A 19,317-nucleotide genomic window follows, 5' to 3' on the forward strand; every position below is an offset into this window, starting at 1 on the left:
ACTATTTCAACTTTCTGCGAATTTCATTTAGTTTGGAAGTCATTTCTTTATAGAAAAGATGCAGCTCTTCCCCATTCGCCAGCTCCACCTTCTCGTACTCTAGTCGCTCACGCGCATCAAGAAACTGACCGAACAGCTCATCCAGCTTATGAAGCAGCAGCTTCGTATCCTCTGTCGCTGTGAGTTCTGTCACTCTGCGGGCAGCTTTGCGCATGAGCGTGCTGCGGCTTTTCTCATCCAAGCTCCGGAAGCTCCCGAACACTTCATGCTCCACATAGCTGCTGCTTTTCATGAGATTGGCGAACGGCGTCCACGCATCCTCCTCTGGATCACGGTCATACACGTAAAGAGCGCCTTTTTTGGCTATCGTATCCGTGTACAAAGCCTCGATGAATTGATCGAACCACTTCTCCTCACCTTGATGGGTAAGAAGCAGCTGCTCGAGTTCAACTGCCTTCACTTCAATCTGCTCATATTTCGCTAACTCGTCGCGAACTCGTTTTAACTGCTCTGGTGACCGGATAAGGTTCTCTTGTGCCAGCTCTAGCGAGAAGCTGCCGAATATATCCTTCGTCGTTTCCAGCTCCAGCCCTTCAGACAACAGTCGCTTCAGCTCGTTCAAAGCCCGTTTTACTTCTCCCAAATTAGGCTTCGCTGCATCCAACTGCATGTTAAAACCTTTCAAATGCTCTGACAGCTGGAATGGTTTTGTGAATCGAACCGAATAGCGATTGCTAGTGTTATGATCGATACCCTTCTCGGCAATAATCTGGAAGCCCTCGGCTTTAATGAATTCCGCGCGGACTCTAGCATTATAGCTTTGAACACGCGGGTTAACGTACGTATCGCCCCATGACTTCTCCGGAATAGGGGATGGCAAGTAGGTCCAATTGCTCTGTTCAGTCTGAACCAAATGCCGGCCGATGCCTTCCTTGTCTAGAATCGTGCGTTCATAGCTTTCCTCATATACCTTGAGCGGTGTATAAACGAAGAGCGGCACACCGTTCCTCGTATTCAGCCAAAATATTCTATTTTTCACTTCGCTTTCCTTAATCGTGAAATGGGATTTGCCGATCGAGTTGTTCTGATAGTTGCGAATACCACGCAGTATGCTAGGCGCTTGTACCGGCACTGATACGAAGCCCCATGACGGCACATGCAAATTGCCTGAGCTGTTGCTGAGATGGAATACCGGTACGGCCTCCTCGTCCAGCTTGCTCGCGATATGTCTCTCGACAAACTTCTCGATCGACTCGTCGTTCCCGTATTTCATAACGAGAAACTCCTCCATCGACTTCATGATGAGGTCGCCGAATTTGTCGGTTAGAAACTCCGAGATCGAGCTGACAATATCAATCTCCTGCTCCTTCACCCACAAGTTCGAATGATCCAGCAGCTCCTGCGTAAAGTCGCGGATGAGATCGTCGCCATCCTTCTTGTCCATCATACGACTGATCACATCCGAAATATCCGGCACGCCAACAAGGTTCCAATAATAGGTTTTATTGCCTTTATGGTCGGCTTGCTCCTCCCCATTCATGAGAAGATCGCCATTTTTGGTGAAAATCGAATTGAGCACATTTAAAATTTCAGTAAAAACGTTATAGATCCGATTATTCTCGTTACTAAGCAGTTGGTGCAGATCCTCATAAAATTCGATTAACTGCTCCATTCGCTCCACGTCTGCATGGAGCCAATATTCATTGATTTTTGCTTCGATATAATTGTTTTTCTTCTTATCTTTCGATACGAACGCGCTTTTGGCATCGCCCATACGCTCCTCGGCCTGCTCTCTTGCCGTTTCAATTTCACGCGGCAGCCTCAGCAATCCTTCGCGCAGCGTCTCGATGTACGAGAGAAGCATCTTCAGCAAGCAGAAACCCTTCTCCGTGTAGAGGAGGCGCGATACATAGAACGGCCCCTGCTCCGGATGCAGGAAGCTGCGGCGAATTTGTTCAGTGAACTGACCTGCAATTTCACCTGGAAGCTGTTTTTTTGCTTTAATATATTCTTCACGAGCACGTGCCAGGAAGTTCTGCTCCAGCTCCGTATCCATACTAACGGCTTGCAGCTTAATGACGTTATTGTAGCTAAGGCGTTCGCTATTCTCAAAGCCTGGAAGCGGCTCCGGTACACGCGAATCGAACGTCTTCATCATCGTTTCGAGGTCGATTCCAAGCTTCCGTGCGAACTTCTCCACGTCATCCTGGCTAGGCGCCTTCTGGAACATTTTATCCATTTTATTAAACAACCGATATGCCAAATATGTCGTCATTTCCTCGATTGGCAGCACCGCTGAGGAGGCGCCAATAATATTGTAATCGTAATTGGCCGGATACAGCTTATTCATCTGCGCGATATTCGTCCGAATATTGCTAATGTAGTCATGAATAGCGAATTCTTCGCCAGACTGCTTCTCTTCACTCGATATAAAGTTGGTGATATTCTCAGCCGTCACGTTCATGCAGTAGTCGTAGGCATTCTCAAGCAGCTTGCCTTCCGCATTCGTAGCGGAAATCAGATGACAGAGATTAAACGGCGGAAGCGGTGAATTAACCGATAAGATGCTGCCGTATTGCTGCTTGAACCGCTCTCCCCGACTGTCGACATTCATCCAGTAATCCAGTTCTTTTAGCGCAGCATAGCCGTTTTTCTTAATGTATTCGCGCGTATGATCACTCAAGCTTTTATTCGCCAGGTTGATGTCCGGCGTGAACAAGTAGCCGAGCGTATTGACTCGGTCAATACCCGCAGAGCCGTGATCGCGTTCAATGATTCCTCTAACGATATACGAGATATCAAGGAAACATCCGCTGCCTGTACCACCGGATAAACCCGTCAGCAGGAATACCATCAGCTTCTTGTTTGTGCCAACAGACAACGTCTTAATCTTCTTATCTATACTCTGCACGACTTGATTGATCTTGGTGAACAGTAGCAGCCGCCCTGCTTGACGTACGCCTGCTGCGCCATTCATACCGTCTGTAATGCTAAGCTCAGGTGACAGCCAATCAGTAATGTAAGGCTCCAGAATGCTGCGATTCTGCAGCAGCCCTCCTACCTCCGCATTGGACAGGAGCACGAACTCATTAATCGGATCGAGTCCTATGCCTTTATATTTCTTATTGCGATCCTGTTCATTCGTTTCGAATGCAAGAAACTCCACATTGTCCGGTTTGTCCCGCTTGCGCTTGGAAGCAGTATCCTCCGGCAGCTTGAAGCGGCGGTTAATCTGATATTTCAATCTCAGGAGCGCGTCTATGCCTGTACCGCCGAGTCCGATAATGAGAATCGGATTGTCGATGGTGTCTACTCTAATTTTCTCGCTGACAATGCCTCCGCCAAGCGAAACGTCTAGCTGCTGTATATGTTCTCTTACGATCGGTTTCATAGGGTATTCCCTCCAAAGCTCTATTTGTACGAAATTTATACGAGATATTCAATGAATATCGTTTTGTCTACTTGCTTGAGCGACAACGTAATGCGGTCACCACTTTTCATTTCGAATTCACGTGCTGCATCGATTGCCCTTCCTGACTTCTCGATGGTACAATCTGAGCCATTCTGAAGCAGAATGCGGTCATTGCTGCCAGGCTTGAAGATGACCTTCTCCGTTTCTTTCAGCTCAGGCGCCAGCTGCAGCAACTGATGAAGCAGCAGCTTGCCTTTGAAGGCGGACAGCTTCTTATATTGCGGAGATGATTTGTCACCCGTATTCTCATCACGTATTTCAATGACAAGCTGGCCGACAAAACCACGATTCGCCTTTTTCATAAGCCGTGTAAGGAAGAATGCCGCAGCAAGCACTGCAGCAAGCGCTAACGCACCAAGCACAACTGGGACCACAGGGAACGGCTTACTCGCTTCACCGTCTGGCTGCGATGGCGCAGTCTGACCCGCTCCCCCTGACTTAGCTGTAATCGCGACCGGGTCTGTTTCACGGAAGAAGCTCTCCTCCTCTGCCCTCACCATAATCTCATAGTCGTGAGCGTCTTCAATCTTATACGTCCCTTCGAAATGGTCGCCAGCATTCGCCATAGCCATTTCTTTGGTCGAACCGGTATCCACATCTTTAACGAGCAAAACCGCGCTCATGTTGCTGTACTGCCCGTCATCCTTCAGCTTTTGTCCCCCGCTTACCAGATAAGAGCTGAATTTGACCGTGTCGCCTTTCGAATAGGCTGACTTCGCAAGCGGGTCCATCGCCAAGGTTAGATCGTAGTTGAAAATCAGATTAATATCGATTTTATCGCGGCTCACGCCCTTAACCTGCAGCGTCCAATCCCCTTCAAGCGGTGAGAGCAGCTTGATCAAGGAATAGCTCTTCGACTTCGACAGCAGAATATCATCGGATGGAATCGTTACTTCATTGCCGGATGGATCAATAAGCTTAGTCTCCACTGGCTTTGAAGACATGATTGATATATTTGCTTCCAGCACGTTGGCGTTGGGAACGGAAATATTGACGTTCTGATAGCTTCCATCGGCAGTGATCGAATCGACTGGAACTACGTTTAGATCAAGATGGCTTGCGAATATTTCACTTAAAATTTGCGGCAGATCATCTGCCGAATTGGTGGAGAATGATTTGCCTCCGGTCAATTCAGAGAGCTCGGCAAGCGCATCCTTATTCAGCTTTCCGTCTGCGTTCAGCCCGATGGTATAAATCGGTACCCCGCTGTCATTCGCTTCTTTGACCGCCTTGTCCATGTCCGCATCCGACTCCGCCTGCGTTCTACCGGACGAATCATTGAAATCGTTATTGCCATCCGCAAGCAATATAATCATCGGCTCATGGCCTGGCTCCGCACCATCACTCAAAATTTGCACAGCTTCCGTCACACCGACAGAAACGTCGGTATACGCACCGCGGTTCAATTGATCAATAAATCCCTTTAGGTTCGTTTTATCCGAAGCAGATTGAATTTCAAGCAGCGCTTTCTCGCGTTGAATCTCATCGGTATAGGCAACGATGCCAACTCGGTCACCCTTAGTTGACAGCATATCGATGAACATTTTCATCGCTTCGTTGCCGATTTTACCTGGATCACTTGTGCTCATGGAGTTGCTTACGTCGAGAACCAGAACCGCATCGATCTGAGAAGATCCCTGCGCTGCGTTCGCGGTATAGAAGCTGCCAAATGGCAATAAAAGCAAGGCGGAAGCGAATAGAAGCTGTCGTGATAATCGTTTAAGTCGTCGGTTCATATTTGTACTCCTTTGTAATGGGACAATAGTTGCTTATCAGCTAGCCCTGCTGTCACTGTTAGTCACAGCTCTCCTTGTAATGGTATACTGTAAATAAAGTATACAAGATAGATTTCCAGAAATCACTTTTACTGTAAGAGAGGAACAGCACATGATTACATACGTATGTCTCGGGCTATTGTTTCTTTTTGTCTTGATCAGCTTCTTTCGTTATCGCTCAAGGCGGAGACGAGCCCTATCTCCGGAGCAGATTAATAAGTTAGTCTTATCTATTCTAAAAAGCAGCGGGCAGCGTGATCGCGAATGATAAAAAAACGACCTGTACTTCTCACCCCTTATATTAAAACACGCTATCCTTACAATAAGCTTAAAATTTGCCGCCGCTGCAACCACTTTACTGTACTTGGCGAATCAGAATGCCCCGTTTGCAGTAAATCCGCCTTGCAGCCTGTAGAAAAACGGGCATTAGCAGCCCTTAAGAAATCATTGTGGGGATCACGTCTAATCGCCATGATATTGATCGCAGTTGGCATTGCGATGAGCGAGTCACCGCTGCATACCGTGATAGCCGCAATAGGGGGCACGACGCTACTCGCTCTATTATGGACGATGCAGAGACGCTCGGCCCCTGCACTTTTGCGCATAGAGCTTGAGAAATTATTTCGTGAAGAGGCCTATCCTCTCATTACTGGACTTGCTAATGACCGAGAAACAGCCATTAAAGTGTTCCATGATGGCGATAAACCGCTGGCTTACGAGATGCTGCGAGAAATCGGAGCGCTCGTTCATACCGACCAGCTGCGGATTGAACAAATTCTGCTGCTCCAATCCTTCGTCCTTCGCAAGGACATGGACCTGATGCTCGATCCGCTGCTGATGAACGCATTTCATGCTGATCTTGTTGAATATATTGGCGAGCTTGCTAAGATTAGACGCGACCTGCTGAAGGAAAATACATTCCGTTACATCCTGCTGCATGAGGCTCGAATTTTGAAAATGGAGCACGGTGAAAGTATTCTCATCGCTGTTGCCGGTGCCGCTGTCCGAATGAAACGCTACGTTACGCTTTATCCGTATTTGCTTATGCGGTATGCGCGAAAGCTTCCGAAGGACCGTTTTCTAAGACTGTACTCACTGGTTCAAACGGACCCCAAAGGGAACTTTGGTCCACTGTATGATGAGGTTACGAGTATTTATAACGAGAAATACAAATGGGATGAAGATTTCCAGCAAGCTAGTAAGCAGCGCCGCTTCTAGCGGGCCAATCACGTAGAATAAAAGTCTCGGTAACAAACATCCAATCCTAGCATGAAGCTCCAGCATATGATAGTGCAGGCAATCTATCATGAAAGGAATTTGATGCCCATTGAAACGAAAAAAACGTGCTCGTATCAATGCGATTCTGCCTGTTACGAGTGAATCTCTGATTGATGTTGCGCTGTCTACTGACTCGCCAGTCACATCTCTGCCAGTCACGTCTCTGCCAGAGCGTGAAAGCCCTTCGTTCGCCAGGCTTGGGGGGCTCGGAGGACTCGACAGCATGTTTTCCATGATGGGCAAAGTTCAACAGTTTTTCGGTATATTCCAACAAATTCGTCCCGCTTTCCGAATGGTTGGCTCCCTTCTCGGACCTAAAGCATTGGTGTCAGGCATCCCGGTCAGCAGGATTAAGCCGAAAGCCGCTAAAGCCCAGAAGCGCTCATCAAGCCATAAAGCTGTTCTGCATGTTTCTACGAAAAGAAAGACATGCCAAGCCCCGCATACTAAGAAGGCGTAACCGCAAAAAGGCTGCATGAAACCCCAAATGGGTGCATGCAGCCTTTTTTAATGGTTCACTATGCTTCGTTTCCTTTTGCCGAAATTGTCTCCAGTGGCTGGGCGTTTCCGTAAAGCGGACGTTTGCGGTCAACTTGCTTTGCCCACTTCACCGCATTCACTATAACACGTTGAATGTCTTTGTTGTAATACGTTGGATACGTTTCATGCCCCGGGCGGAAATAAAACACTTTGCCATTCCCGCGTGTGAAGGTACATCCGCTGCGAAATATTTCCCCACCCTCAAACCAACTGGTGAAGATGAGTTCATCTGGCGCAGGAATATCGAAATGCTCACCGTACATCTCTTCTCTCTCCAGCTCGATATACTCACCGATGCCTTCCACGATAGGATGGCTTGGCGCTACGACCCATAGACGCTCTTTCTCGTCCGCTTCACGCCATTTCAGATCACAGCTCGTACCCATAAGCAGCTTGAAAATTTTCGAGAAATGACCCGAGTGGAGGACAATAAGACCCATACCATCAAGCACGCGCTGCTTGACTTTCTGAACGACCTCATCTGACACATCCCCATGTGCAAGATGTCCCCACCATATTAATACATCCGTATGGTTCAATACGTCTTCTGTTAAACCGTGCTCCGGCTCGTCCAGCGTTGCCGTTCCGGCTGTATAACCTGCTTCCTCCAAAAAACCAGCAATCGCGCCATGAATACCTGCCGGATATATTTCGCCGACTAACGGATTTTGTTTCTCATGACGATTCTCGTTCCAGACCGTTACCTTGACCATTTGAAGAACACCCCTTACTGAGATTGATAGTCCAAGTATAGGAAATTCAAGCTTCCAGCGAAATAGTAAATCATGCTGACTTTGTATTCAAAAGTGTTATACTCCAAACAGGAGGTCATGCATTTGCCATACATAAAATCCTTTGCAGATACCCATTCCGAAGCAATTAATGAAGAGGTCATCTACCAAAACCCGCTACTGTTTTTGAAAATATGGGAAATTGCTGCTGAAGCTCATACAACCAGCAATCTAGAGAAGTATCCTTGGCATTTCCACAAAGAGGTTGAATTTCTTGCGATTCTAGAAGGCCAGCTAGGCGTACAAAGCAAGCATGATTATATCATGCTCGGACCTGGCGATGTCATGGTTCTAGGCGCTTCACAGCCTCATCATACCCATAAACCAATGACAGGGACACTGCACTACATCGTGTTCCAGATCGATTTGGGCAAGCATTTCGACCAGAGCACCTTGCCTTATCTTAACTGCTTCTCCGAGCTCACAGAGCCGCTTGATCAGCTTAACTATATCTTTCAGACGAATCAATCGGCCAGACAAGAGTGTTTTGCCTTCATTCTCGACGTATTCCATGAATCGCAATTGAGAATGAAAGGCTACGAGATGGCGATTAGCTCCACGATTAAGAGAATGCTGCTGCTATTGTTAAGGAACGATAGCCGGAATGTTCTCCGTTATGCTGTGGAAGCCGAATTAAATCGATTACGGCCAGTACTTGATTATATTGATGCCCGTTTCAATGAAAAGCTCTGCATCGAGGACGCCTGTGCCCTGCTTAATCTGAGTTATCATTATTTCATTAAGTATTTTAAGAAAACAATGGGCATCTCCTTCGTTGAATATGTCAACTATAAGAGAATCAAGCAGGCTGAGCTATTATTGCTGACGAGTGAGCTTAGTATTATGGAAGTGAGCCTTGAGGTAGGTATATCCAACATGGCGCAGTTCTATAAGCTGTTCAAACGGCATAACCAATGCTCGCCTCGGGAATTCAAGCTGCTCATGCGAAGCGAGTCCAGATGAACAACTGCAACTTGACTTGATTGCAGCCACTTGATATTCAAAAAAAGAAATGTTATATTGATTGAGGCATCAATCATTGAGGGGTCAGATGATTCCGGAGGGAGGAAATGCTTATCACACGATTTAAATCGAAGGAAGAGCGCATTCTATATCTGCTCCAAGGACTTAACAATAAGCTTAGTCCCAAGTTTGAACGTTGTACTGGTATTAGCTCCTCGCGTTATGAGCTTCTATGCGAGCTTTATGAGGCGAATGAGATCAACCAATCCACCTTGCAGAAGATGATCAATATTGACAGCGCAGCTATTACACGCCACCTCAAGCAGCTCGAAGCAGATGGAATGGTTTCAAGACGTAGAAACCCTGCGGACAACCGAATTACTTTCGTGAGACTTACCCAAGAAGGCAGAGAACGAATAATTGGGTATAAAGTAGAAAAAGCTAATTTTGTCAGCAAAATGATGAATGATTTCACAGATGAGGAACTCGCTACACTTGATGACTTGCTAAACCGTATGCAAAATAATATATAAATCCTGCTAGGATCATCAATCTATTCACATCATAAAGGAGATTACAACAACATGAGTAAATTTCAAAAAACAAATGATTTCAATGAAGTGGTATACGGACGTCGCTCCGTTAAAAAATATGATGCTAGTGTCAAAATCAGCCGTGAAGAGCTTACTGAAATTTTGGCAGAGGCGACAACGGCTCCCTCTTCCGTTAACATGCAGCCTTGGCGTTTCGTCGTCATTGAGAGTGACGAAGGCAAAGCAACGCTCGCTCCACTCGCCAGATTCAATCAAAATCAAGTGAGTACTTCAGCAGCGGTAATTGCCGTGTTCGGCGACAAGGATCACTTTCAATATTCGGAGGAAATCTTCGGTAAATCTGTAGAACTCGGTTATATGCCTCAGGAAATCAAAGATATGCAACTAAAAGCTTTTACCCCTTATTACGAAAATATATCGGATGCTGACCTGCGTGATGTCATGATGGTTGATGCAGGACTTGTTTCTATGCAGCTCATGCTTGTCGCTCGCGCCCATGGCTATGATACGAATCCAATCGGCGGCTTTGAGAGAGATCAAATTGCCGAAGCCTTCGGCCTGGACAAGGATCGTTATGTACCTGTGATGCTGATTTCCATTGGAAAGCAAGATTATGAAGGACGTCCCTCCTATAGACTGCCTGTCGATACCATTACAACTTGGAAATAATGAAAATATAAAGGACGGTGAACAACTATGATTATTATTCATGCCACTCTCACAGTGAAACCTGAGCAAGAGCAAGCTTTTCTAGAGGCTGCCAAAGTGCTTGTTGCAGCGACGCGTGCTGAAGAAGGAAATATAAGCTATGAGCTCATGAAGGCTACAGAAAAAGAACAACAATATACGATGGTCGAATTGTGGAAAGACGTTGAGGCAACGACTATTCATAACACAAGTGCCCACTTCACAGCTTTCGTTCAGCGTGCACAAGCTTTCCTTGCTGCTCCAATGGATCTGAGAGTGTTCAATGGGGAGCAAGTCAATTATTAACATGTGAGCACAGGAAGAGGTGAGGGGCATTAGTGCCCCTCACCTCTCTCTGTATATATGTTCAATTAGGAGCTTATCAGCTCTGCGTTCTTTCCCTGTATTCAGAGGGCGATACTCCAGCATATCGTTTGAAAAAGGTAGAAAAATAGTTAGCATCCGTAAATCCAAGCGCAATAGCAACCTCGTACAATTTAACCTCGCGATCCAGCAGGAGCTCTTTCGCCTTCTCCACTCTTGTATGCGTAATGAATTCCTTAATCGTCTCTCCGCGCTGCTTCTTAAAGTAAGAACATAAGTAGGTTTCGCTAAGATTGACGTGATCGGCAATCTGTTGAATATTAAAGCCATTTTCATGAAAATGGGAATGGATGTAACGAATGATTTCTCTCATTTTGCTCAGCCCTTGCTCCGCATGGCCTGATTTCGCCTCGTAGAACAGCTGCAGAAACGAAAGCAAATATCTTCTTAAGTGGTTTAGGTTCGAAATCCTGTCAATCTCTTTCCAAATATATCGCCGCTCTGCATCATGCGTCAGCTCTTTCAATCCTTGCTGAACAGCTACTTCTAGAATCGCAAGCAGCAACTGGAAGAACGTGTCCTTCACTCGAACAATATCCATATCCATATGCTGCCGTGCACGTTCCGTTAACTGGTCTATGGATTGTTTGACGGCATCCAGATTTCCCTTTCGCAGCTCGTCTCTCGTTAGGCGAACATCTTCCCAATTCGTTTCAAGCGGTGAATGAGCCGTGCTTACTTCATTCGCAAATATGGGTTTCAAGCCCTCGACATAAAATTGCATAAAACCAGCTTGGCGGGCAGCATGATACGATATCGGAATTTCATCAATATCCTGCACAACAGTCCCGATCCCAAGTCTTACTTCGATATTTTGCCCAGCAATCGCTTTCAAATCTGCATATAGCGAATCAATAACTTCTCGATTATCCCGGAACGAGCTTCTATAGGCTCCGGCTAGAACGATAATTAAAAAATGATTGGAATCAAAGCCGAACAACGCCCGATATTTGTCCAATTGCGGCTGCATATTCAGTTTAAACAATAGCTGCTCCTGAACGATAACGGGATCTTCAGGCAAATAGATAGGACTCCAATACAACAAGGCAGAAAGCACCGTATATGGTCCTTCTGATGGCAATAAAAATGTTTCTCTGCTTTGCAAAGCCGGTCGAACATGTACAGATGTAGGGAAGGCAATAAGCTTACGTACCATCTCCTGTCTCAAATAAGGAAGACCATGATCAAATCCAGCCTTCAATTGCTCATCCTCGGATTGTTTCTTACGTTCTTCGCGTTTCAATTGGATGGCGGTTGAAACGACAGATTTCACTTCATCTAGATTAACGGGCTTCTCAATATAATTCAAAGCTTTCAAATGAATCGCCGCTTTCAAATATTCCTTATCTGAGAATCCGCTTAGAAATATGAATATCGAAGTCTGGTCAATGGTCTGGTATTGCTGGGCGAACTCAATTCCGTTCATCTTAGGCATCCGAACATCACAGAGCACGATGTCCGGTCTCACTTCTCTACCCAACTCCAAAGCCATAATGCCATTACGAGCTGTAAACACCTGATCAATGCCCAGTTCAGCCCATGGAATATAATTTTTCAATAGCTCTCTTGTTCTTTCCTCGTCGTCGACGATTAAAAGCTTCACCCGCTGTGACCCCCTTGCTGTAAATCTTCAAACGGTATCAGATTTTCTTTATTATTACTGATGAAGTGTGTATCTGTCGATATTTCTTCTTTTATTTCGACTATACTGTTATCTCATTACAACATTTATATACGTAGATAAAAAGCCGCGCCCTCAATTAGGGAACGGCTTTCCTCTATGATATTAATCTTTTAGCCTTTGCTAGCCAGGAATGCTGACGCTTGTGTTTCTACTTCCGTCTTCACCTTTTCGATACCCGCTGCGTTCATCTTGGATACCAGCGTATCGAATGACTCGTTAACATCCTTAACTGCTCCGATTGCGATCGGCAGGAAGTATTGCGATGAAACGTTTTTCAAGTTCGCAATTTCCGATTTGACACTTTCCGAGTTGAACGTGAAGCCGAGATAAGTGGCAGGAAGCAGATAATCTTTAATCTTGCCGTTCAACTCGACGTATGAATCCGTCCAATCGGCATTCGGCTTGAACAAATCTTTATCTACGAACCAGAAGCCAGCTGCATCTGCTGGGTAACTATTGTTCTCTGACGTTACGCCTTCTGGAAGCGTCAATTTATCGTCAGCCGTAATCGCATAGTTTTTACCTTCAATTCCGTAGTACATCAAGTATACATAAGACTCATCCTGCATAATTAGATCAAGAGCTTGCAATGTGCGATCTGCGTTTTTCGTATTAGCGGCCAAGGCTACACCGTTGTTCAGCCAGCTGTTTGAAGGAGCATGACCTGTTGGTGACAGTACCGGCATAATGTACGTCTCGATTCCTTTATCTTGGCAGCTTGCAAGCATCGATTGAACATCGATCGAGTTAGCAAAAGCTACGCCTGATTTGCCTTCACAGAAATTATCCTTAGAGCGAATTTTGTTGGAATAAGGATTTTTATTCACGTAACCTGCATCATACCATTTTTTCATCGTTTCAGCTGCATATTTGAATGAGCCTTGGATCGGTTCATCTGTAATCGTAACAATTTTTCCACTTGCGTCTTCCTGATCGGTATACACGCCTACGCCTGAAGGATCCCCCGAATCAATTGGTGCACCCGCATATGAGAACTTCTCTTGAACCAACGCACCGAAAGGTGCAGGCAGATCATACTGCGAATCCAAGTTAAGCGGTGTCATATCTGGGAAGTCTTTTTTGATGGCTGCAAAATAAGGCTCCAATTCCGATATTTTAGTAGGATTCGACAATCCAACTTGATCTAGAATATCTTTGCGAAGAACAACTACGCCTACTTTACGGTCTGGTGTTGTTGTCGGAATCATGTACTGCTTTCCGTTAACTTCAGCAGATTTATAGGCAGCTGGGTCCTGTTTAGCGTAATATTTCGGCATGAAGGTTTTCAACATGCTCTCATCCAATGGCAGGAATGAGCCCTTGTTTGCCTCAGAGATATAAAAATTCCAATCTGCTGCGAATACGAAATCAACATCTTGTCCAGAAGCAAGAACTAGCGGATACTTGGAGGCAACATCTCCCCAACCAATGTAATTCAGCTCTAGCGTTGCATTAATATCTGCTTTCAGTTTTTCATTCAACGATTTCAATACTTCCGGCATACCTTTTGGAGCTTCCCCAAGTACATAGCCTACAAGCTTCGCTTCTTTGGAGTTATCCGGCTTACCTTCATTGGTAGCTGCCGGCTCCGTCGATGTATCCGTGCTGGCTGGCGAATTACTTGGTGTTTCTTTAGCATTATTTCCGCTGCAAGCAGCAAGTACAAGCATGACTGCAAGAACGAGTACCGAAAGTTTGCTTTTTCTAAATCCTTTCATCTGAAAACCTCCCTTTATTATGGACAAGCTCTATTTATATACATTCCGAGGAACTCGGAATCCATATCAACCCTTGACAGCACCAATTGTAATGCCACTAACGAAGTACCGCTGTACGAAAGGGAATACCACTACGATCGGCCCTGTCGCAATAACAGTCATGGCCAGCTTGAATGTTTCTTTCGGCGTGTTGACGCTGGACACATGCTCAGACATCGCAGCAGATAAGTTAATGGCTGAGAGCATCTTATAAAGCAAATATTGCAGCGGAATCAGTTGATCCTTGCTGGTAAACATCATCGCTGTCCACCAGTCATTCCAGTAAGCCAGCGCTGTGAACACGCCTATGGAAGCAAGTGCTGGCTTGGATAACGGAATAACCAGCTGCAGGAATATACGTAAATCTCCTGCCCCATCTATTTTACCGGATTCAATCAGCGGCTCTGGAACGGAACCTTTGATGAAGCTGCGCAAAATCAAGATATACATAACATTGAACATCGGACCTAGAATGAGCACATAATACGTGTTCGATAGATGCAAATAGCGACTCAGCCAGATGTAATAAGGCGCTAAGCCTCCGCTAAAAAGCGTCGTGAAGAACAGAAAGAATGACAGTGCATTCCGATATCTGAGCTCTTTCCTGCACAGTACATAAGCAGCCATCGTTGAGATAAATAGAGATACAACCGTTCCAATAACAGTAATCAGAATGGACACTCTATAGGCAGACAGGACATCCTCAGGAAAACGGAAAATAAATTGAAAAGCTTCAAGTGAAAATTCCCTCGGCCAGAACCAATAACCATCCTTGAGAACGGAGCTTTCCGATGAAAAGGCTCCGGCCAGCAATACGATAAAAGGTAGTACACATACAAGAGCAATAATCGTAACCACGGCATACGCAATAGTGCTATAGACCGGAGTTGAATCTTTTTTACTTTTGACACCTAGACTGCTCATAGCGTTCACCTTCTTGTCGTTAGAATTGAATGTTTAAAACAACGCCTGATCTCGGTCATATTTGCGGACGAGCCAATTCGCTGTCAGAATGATGATTAAAGTAAGTACCGATTGGTATAAGCCCACAGACGAGGCCATGCCAAAGTCTGCGGTTCCCATTAATGATCGGAAAGCGAGTGTATCAATGATATCCGTAGCATCCATAAGAAGACCATTGTTTCCGATCAACTGATAGAACATATCGAATTCTCCTCGCATAATCCGTCCCAATCCAAGCAGCAGCAATATGACCATTGTAGGCTTGAGCAATGGGAGCGTGATTTTGGTGATCTTCTGGAAACGATTAGCACCGTCGATCGTTGCCGCTTCATAAATTTCCTGATCGATGCCTACGATTGCCGCCAAGTAGAGCACGCTGCCGTAACCGACCCATTTCCATACGTACATGAAAGGAAGAATCAAATACCAGTAGCCTGAGTTTGAGTAAATATCTAGCGCTTCCATATGGAAATTTTCTAAAATTTTGTTTACAATGCCATACTCATAGTTCAAGAAATTGTACACAAATGCCGATACGGTTACCCATGAAATGAAATAAGGCAGAAACATTAAGGTTTGAGACAGCTTTTTGTACCATTTCTTCTGAATCTCAGATATGAACACCGCTGCTAAAATCGAGAAAAACGTGTAGCAGCCAAGAAAAATGACATTGTAGACAATTGTATTTCGTGTAACAATCCACGCTTTGCCTGAGTTAAAGAAATATTGAAAGTTATCGAGTCCCACCCAAGGACTAGAGAATAGTCCCCCTTTGACGGTATAGGATTGGAATGCCATCACGATACCCGTCATCGGGATATAGGAGAAGATAATAAAGTAGATCGCTATTGGAGCAAACATAAGATACAGCACCTTATTTGTGCTTATATCTTTAATAAGACCCCATGTTTTTTTCTTCTGAAGAGCCTTCGTCAAATCTCCCTTTTGGACGTCTGTGTTCAACTACATCACCTTCCGTTTCGATTAATTCTGCTGTTGTTTATATTTCTATCCTAATTAATTTAAGAACCTCTCGATACGAGCAAAAGTTATGATAACCTTTGAAAACCTTAGAAACGTTAAATATCGAACTTGTCTCATTTAAATCATAACTTTTGAAAGGAAATGATAAGTTTATTGGCTTACCACAATTATGTAAGCGCTTTACAATAAAACTGCACCTGCACTGCGCTTTGCCATTAATAAGAAAGGGATTGAAGTTTAGAAAGGTTCCGTTTTATCCGCTATCCCATATTGAGAGGATGTTGTAAATGAAAACCGCAACTCGGATTCTCATGCTGATGAACTGCTTTTTTCTTATTTTTGCTTCGGCTATTCTCTTTGGTGCAACGACAGCAAGCGCGGCAAGCCAAACGATTACGAATGATGTATTCTGGAAGGACACCTCGAACAATCCGATCTATTCTCAAGGAGGGGGCATTCTAAAGGTTGGGAATAAGTACTATTGGTATGGGGTCAAATATAACGGAGCTGTAACCTACTACAACAATCCCACTTCCAAAAACAGTGATACGAGCTTTAATGCAGTCACCGCTTATTCCTCTACGGATCTGGTGAACTGGACGTTCGAAGGAAACGTCATAACCGGGGCTACTGATGGATCAACATGGGACGCGGATTGGCTGGGCAGGCTCGGTGTTGCTTATAACAGCAATACGAATCAATATGTACTCATCACTCAATATGTAGGGCCAGAAGGAAGCGGAATTGCATTCGCAACCAGCAGTACACCTACTGGACCGTTTACCTTTCATCATGTACAAACTGCCATTACGAACGTTGTGAACAATATGTCCGGAGATCAGACGGTATTTATTGATGATGACGGCAAAGCTTACTTGGTATTTAGCAATACCAGTGGACGAAACAATTTGTATATTGCACCGCTGCGGTCCTCAGACTATTTGAATGTCGAGCCAGCAACGCGGATACACCGGAGTACGATAGGCGGACGCGAAGGCAATGTCATGTTCAAATACAATGGTGTTTATTACTTTTGTTCCTCTGATCTGCATGGCTGGAACGCTTCCCATTCCTACTATATGACGTCTACAAGTTTGTTCGGTCCGTATTCCGCCGAACAGGTTATGCCAGGAACAGATAATGATTTCTCTCATGTTACGCAGACAGGGATGATGATACCGGTTCAGGGCTCCAGCGGAACGACGATCTTGTTTGCTGGGGATCGATGGAGCAATTTCGCGGGGAATGGTATTGGTTACAATCAATGGATGCCTCTCTCATTCAACGGAACAACACCGACTCTGAACTCATTAAGTCAATTCAATCTAGATGCTGCAGCGGGTACTTGGAGCGTAGGCAGCGGCAATAATTATATTCTTAATCCAAGCTACGAAGCGGATCGTATTTCACAGATTCCATTAGCCGGCTGGTCCACTTGGAAGAATACAACCACTGACCCTAATAGCAATATAACAGGAGGCCGTACAGGCAGATGGGCGGCTCAGCAATACGCTACCTCAGCCTATAGCGCCAGCCGCTACCAGAATGTAAACAATATCCCGAACGGAACCTATACATTGAAGGTTTGGGTTCAAAGCAGCGGAGGCCAATCAATCGCTCAAATTTTCGTGAAAAACTTCGGCGGTGCAGAGAAAATTTATTCAATCAACAGTACGCTCAGCAGTTGGACGCAAATAACAATTCCTAATATCGTCGTAACAAATGGAACAGCACAGGTAGGTGTTTATTCCGTGGCAAATGCGAATAATTGGGTGAAAGTAGACGATTGGACGTTGATTAAAAATTAATATTTACTAAGCACGATATAGAAGCCTGCTCAGACAAATCACGTCAGGCAGGCTTCTATTTCAGTAAAACGTATAGGTTTATTGCCTGGCACGATACTCCGCAGTCTGCTTCTCCACTTCCTGCTTCACCGTGTCGATACCTGCAGCCTTTAAGTTGCTTATTAATTGCTCGAATGAGGCGTCTATGTCATCCACTGCCCCAATATAGAGAGGCTGAGCATAGAGCATAGAAGCAGCCTTCAGCGCAGCTACCTCCTCCTTCACCTCACTTGGGTTAAACGAGAAACCCAAATAGGTCGAAGGCTCCAAATAATCGTCGATCCGATCTTTCAGATTAATATAGGAATCTGTCCATGTGGACATCGGCTTTAATTGGTCTTTATTGACGAACCAAAAACCAGAAGCATCCGGCGGATAACTGTCTTCCTCTGGAAGCGCTGAGTTTAGCTGTGCAACTGTTCCATCAGCTGTCAACTTATAATGCTCGCCTTCTATGCCATAGTAGGTCAGATTGACGTAATCAGGGTCTTCCATTATTAAATCCAGTGCTTCCATCGTACGCTCTGGGTTTTTAGAATTGGCAGCTATCGCGATGCCGTTGTTCAGCCAGCTTGTCTGCGTAACTTTACCTGAAGGAAACAATAACGGAAATGGATAAACTTCAATTCCCTTTCGTTCACAGGCATCAAACACAGAAATCATATCATACGAATTTCCGAATGCTACGGCTGATTGCCCCTCGCAGAAAACATCCTTGGAGCGAACTTTGTTCGAGAAGGGATTGCGATTGACATAACCTTTGTCATACCAACTCTTCATCATGCTGGCTGCATACTTTTGACTGCTGAGAACAGGCTCTTCAATCATGCTCATAATTTGACCCGCCGGGTCCTCGTTGTCGGTTGTTACCCCCTGCGCCATCGGATCTCCAGAGTCGATAGGTGCTCCTCCGAATGCAAATTTCTCTGATAATAAATACATATAAGGAGATGGTAGATCGAATTGAGAGTCTAGGTTAAGTGGAATCATGGTAGGACTAAACATTTTTGCCGCTGCCAAATAAGGCTCGATATCGGAAAACTTCGTAATCTCGGTCATACCCGCCTGCTCCATCAGGTCTTTCCGGAACAGGGCCATGCTGACCTTCCGATCAGGTGTAGAGGTTGGAATCATATAAGGCATGCCATTCACGTAAGCTGCTTCCAGCGCTTCTGGCGACATATTATTCATATGTACAGGCATATGCTTTCTGAGCAAATCCGGATCAAGAGGGAGAAATGTTCCTTTCGCCGATTCCGAAACATAAAAGTTCCAGTCCGCCGCGAATACAAAATCGATCTCTTTTCCAGAAGACAGAATAAAGGGATATTTCGTTGCGAGATCCCCCCAGCCTATATAGTTCAGCTCAAGTGTCGCATTGATGTCATGCTTCAGCTTTTCATTAAGCGCTTGCAGCACTTTGGACATGCCGCTTGGAGCCTCGCCGATCAAATATCCTTTAATTTTCACTTCATGAGCGTATTTATCCTTGCCCTCCTTATTATCTGACTCCGTGACCTGATTAGAACAAGCTGCTAGAAACAGTGTAAGTGTGATTAACATAACCACGTTTCTTCTTACGAAATCCAATGCCATTCCTCCTTATCCATCCGCCGTTTCATACATTGTCTCATCCGT

General features: G+C 45.2%; 15 protein-coding genes. 7 read left to right on the top strand and 8 right to left on the bottom strand.

The features are described from left to right. Position 1: 1 nt before the first annotated feature. Positions 2-3,391: a tubulin-like doman-containing protein gene (locus FGT79_RS07650; RefSeq protein ID WP_138752112.1), complete on the bottom strand. Its 3,390-nt coding sequence runs from the start codon at positions 3,389-3,391 to the stop codon at positions 2-4. A 35-nt stretch (positions 3,392-3,426) separates the two neighbouring features. Next, positions 3,427-5,208, bottom strand: coding sequence for a vWA domain-containing protein (locus FGT79_RS07655; protein WP_138752113.1), 1,782 nt, complete (start codon positions 5,206-5,208; stop codon positions 3,427-3,429). A gap of 303 nt (positions 5,209-5,511) precedes the next feature. Here FGT79_RS07655 and FGT79_RS07660 point away from each other — a divergent pair, with 303 nt between their 5' ends. Next, positions 5,512-6,465, top strand: a complete 954-nt coding sequence (locus tag FGT79_RS07660) for a toprim domain-containing protein (protein WP_138752114.1) — start codon at positions 5,512-5,514, stop codon at positions 6,463-6,465. 109 nt (positions 6,466-6,574) lie between these two features. Next, entirely contained in the window at positions 6,575-6,985 is a 411-nt protein-coding gene (locus FGT79_RS07665; protein WP_138752115.1) for a hypothetical protein, read from the top strand. 58 nt (positions 6,986-7,043) lie between these two features. On the opposite strand, the gene FGT79_RS07670 is transcribed toward FGT79_RS07665, so the two are convergent. Further along, positions 7,044-7,778 carry a ThuA domain-containing protein gene (locus tag FGT79_RS07670; RefSeq protein WP_138752116.1) on the bottom strand — a complete coding sequence of 245 codons (735 nt, stop codon included), beginning with the start codon at positions 7,776-7,778 and terminating at the stop codon, positions 7,044-7,046. A 123-nt stretch (positions 7,779-7,901) separates the two neighbouring features. Between FGT79_RS07670 and FGT79_RS07675 the strand changes: the two genes are divergently transcribed. The 4 genes from FGT79_RS07675 to FGT79_RS07690 all read left to right on the top strand — a co-directional run bounded on the left by FGT79_RS07675 (position 7,902) and on the right by FGT79_RS07690 (position 10,366). Beyond that, on the top strand, positions 7,902-8,819 hold the full coding sequence (locus tag FGT79_RS07675; protein WP_246096201.1) for a helix-turn-helix domain-containing protein: 918 nt from the start codon (positions 7,902-7,904) through the stop codon (positions 8,817-8,819). Between the two features lie 113 nt (positions 8,820-8,932). Further along, complete coding sequence (locus FGT79_RS07680) at positions 8,933-9,352, top strand: MarR family winged helix-turn-helix transcriptional regulator (protein ID WP_138752979.1); 420 nt, start codon at positions 8,933-8,935, stop codon at positions 9,350-9,352. 51 nt (positions 9,353-9,403) lie between these two features. Next, positions 9,404-10,042 carry a nitroreductase family protein gene (locus FGT79_RS07685; RefSeq protein WP_138752118.1) on the top strand — a complete coding sequence of 213 codons (639 nt, stop codon included), beginning with the start codon at positions 9,404-9,406 and terminating at the stop codon, positions 10,040-10,042. 27 nt (positions 10,043-10,069) lie between these two features. After that, a complete protein-coding gene (locus FGT79_RS07690; protein ID WP_138752119.1) occupies positions 10,070-10,366 on the top strand; it encodes a putative quinol monooxygenase in 297 nt (98 codons plus the stop codon). A gap of 76 nt (positions 10,367-10,442) precedes the next feature. Here FGT79_RS07690 and FGT79_RS07695 read toward each other — a convergent pair whose 3' ends face one another. The 4 genes from FGT79_RS07695 to FGT79_RS07710 form a co-directional block, all read right to left on the bottom strand. Further along, positions 10,443-12,047 carry a helix-turn-helix domain-containing protein gene (locus FGT79_RS07695; RefSeq protein ID WP_138752120.1) on the bottom strand — a complete coding sequence of 535 codons (1,605 nt, stop codon included), beginning with the start codon at positions 12,045-12,047 and terminating at the stop codon, positions 10,443-10,445. A gap of 191 nt (positions 12,048-12,238) precedes the next feature. Beyond that, positions 12,239-13,846 (bottom strand): extracellular solute-binding protein, encoded by a 1,608-nt coding sequence (locus tag FGT79_RS07700; protein ID WP_138752121.1) that lies wholly within the window; start codon positions 13,844-13,846, stop codon positions 12,239-12,241. A gap of 66 nt (positions 13,847-13,912) precedes the next feature. Next, complete coding sequence (locus FGT79_RS07705; RefSeq protein ID WP_138752122.1) at positions 13,913-14,809, bottom strand: carbohydrate ABC transporter permease; 897 nt, start codon at positions 14,807-14,809, stop codon at positions 13,913-13,915. 33 nt (positions 14,810-14,842) lie between these two features. Continuing rightward, positions 14,843-15,811: an ABC transporter permease gene (locus tag FGT79_RS07710; protein WP_246096203.1), complete on the bottom strand. Its 969-nt coding sequence runs from the start codon at positions 15,809-15,811 to the stop codon at positions 14,843-14,845. Between the two features lie 308 nt (positions 15,812-16,119). Here FGT79_RS07710 and FGT79_RS07715 point away from each other — a divergent pair, with 308 nt between their 5' ends. Next, positions 16,120-17,640: a family 43 glycosylhydrolase gene (locus tag FGT79_RS07715; protein ID WP_138752123.1), complete on the top strand. Its 1,521-nt coding sequence runs from the start codon at positions 16,120-16,122 to the stop codon at positions 17,638-17,640. Positions 17,641-17,718: 78 nt separating this feature from the next. Here FGT79_RS07715 and FGT79_RS07720 read toward each other — a convergent pair whose 3' ends face one another. Further along, positions 17,719-19,269, bottom strand: coding sequence for an ABC transporter substrate-binding protein (locus FGT79_RS07720; RefSeq protein ID WP_246096205.1), 1,551 nt, complete (start codon positions 19,267-19,269; stop codon positions 17,719-17,721). Positions 19,270-19,317 lie beyond the last annotated feature (48 nt).

Origin of the sequence: Paenibacillus sinopodophylli, from assembly GCF_005930355.1 — a bacterium.
Classification (GTDB): Bacteria; Bacillota; Bacilli; order Paenibacillales; family Paenibacillaceae; genus Pristimantibacillus; species Pristimantibacillus sinopodophylli.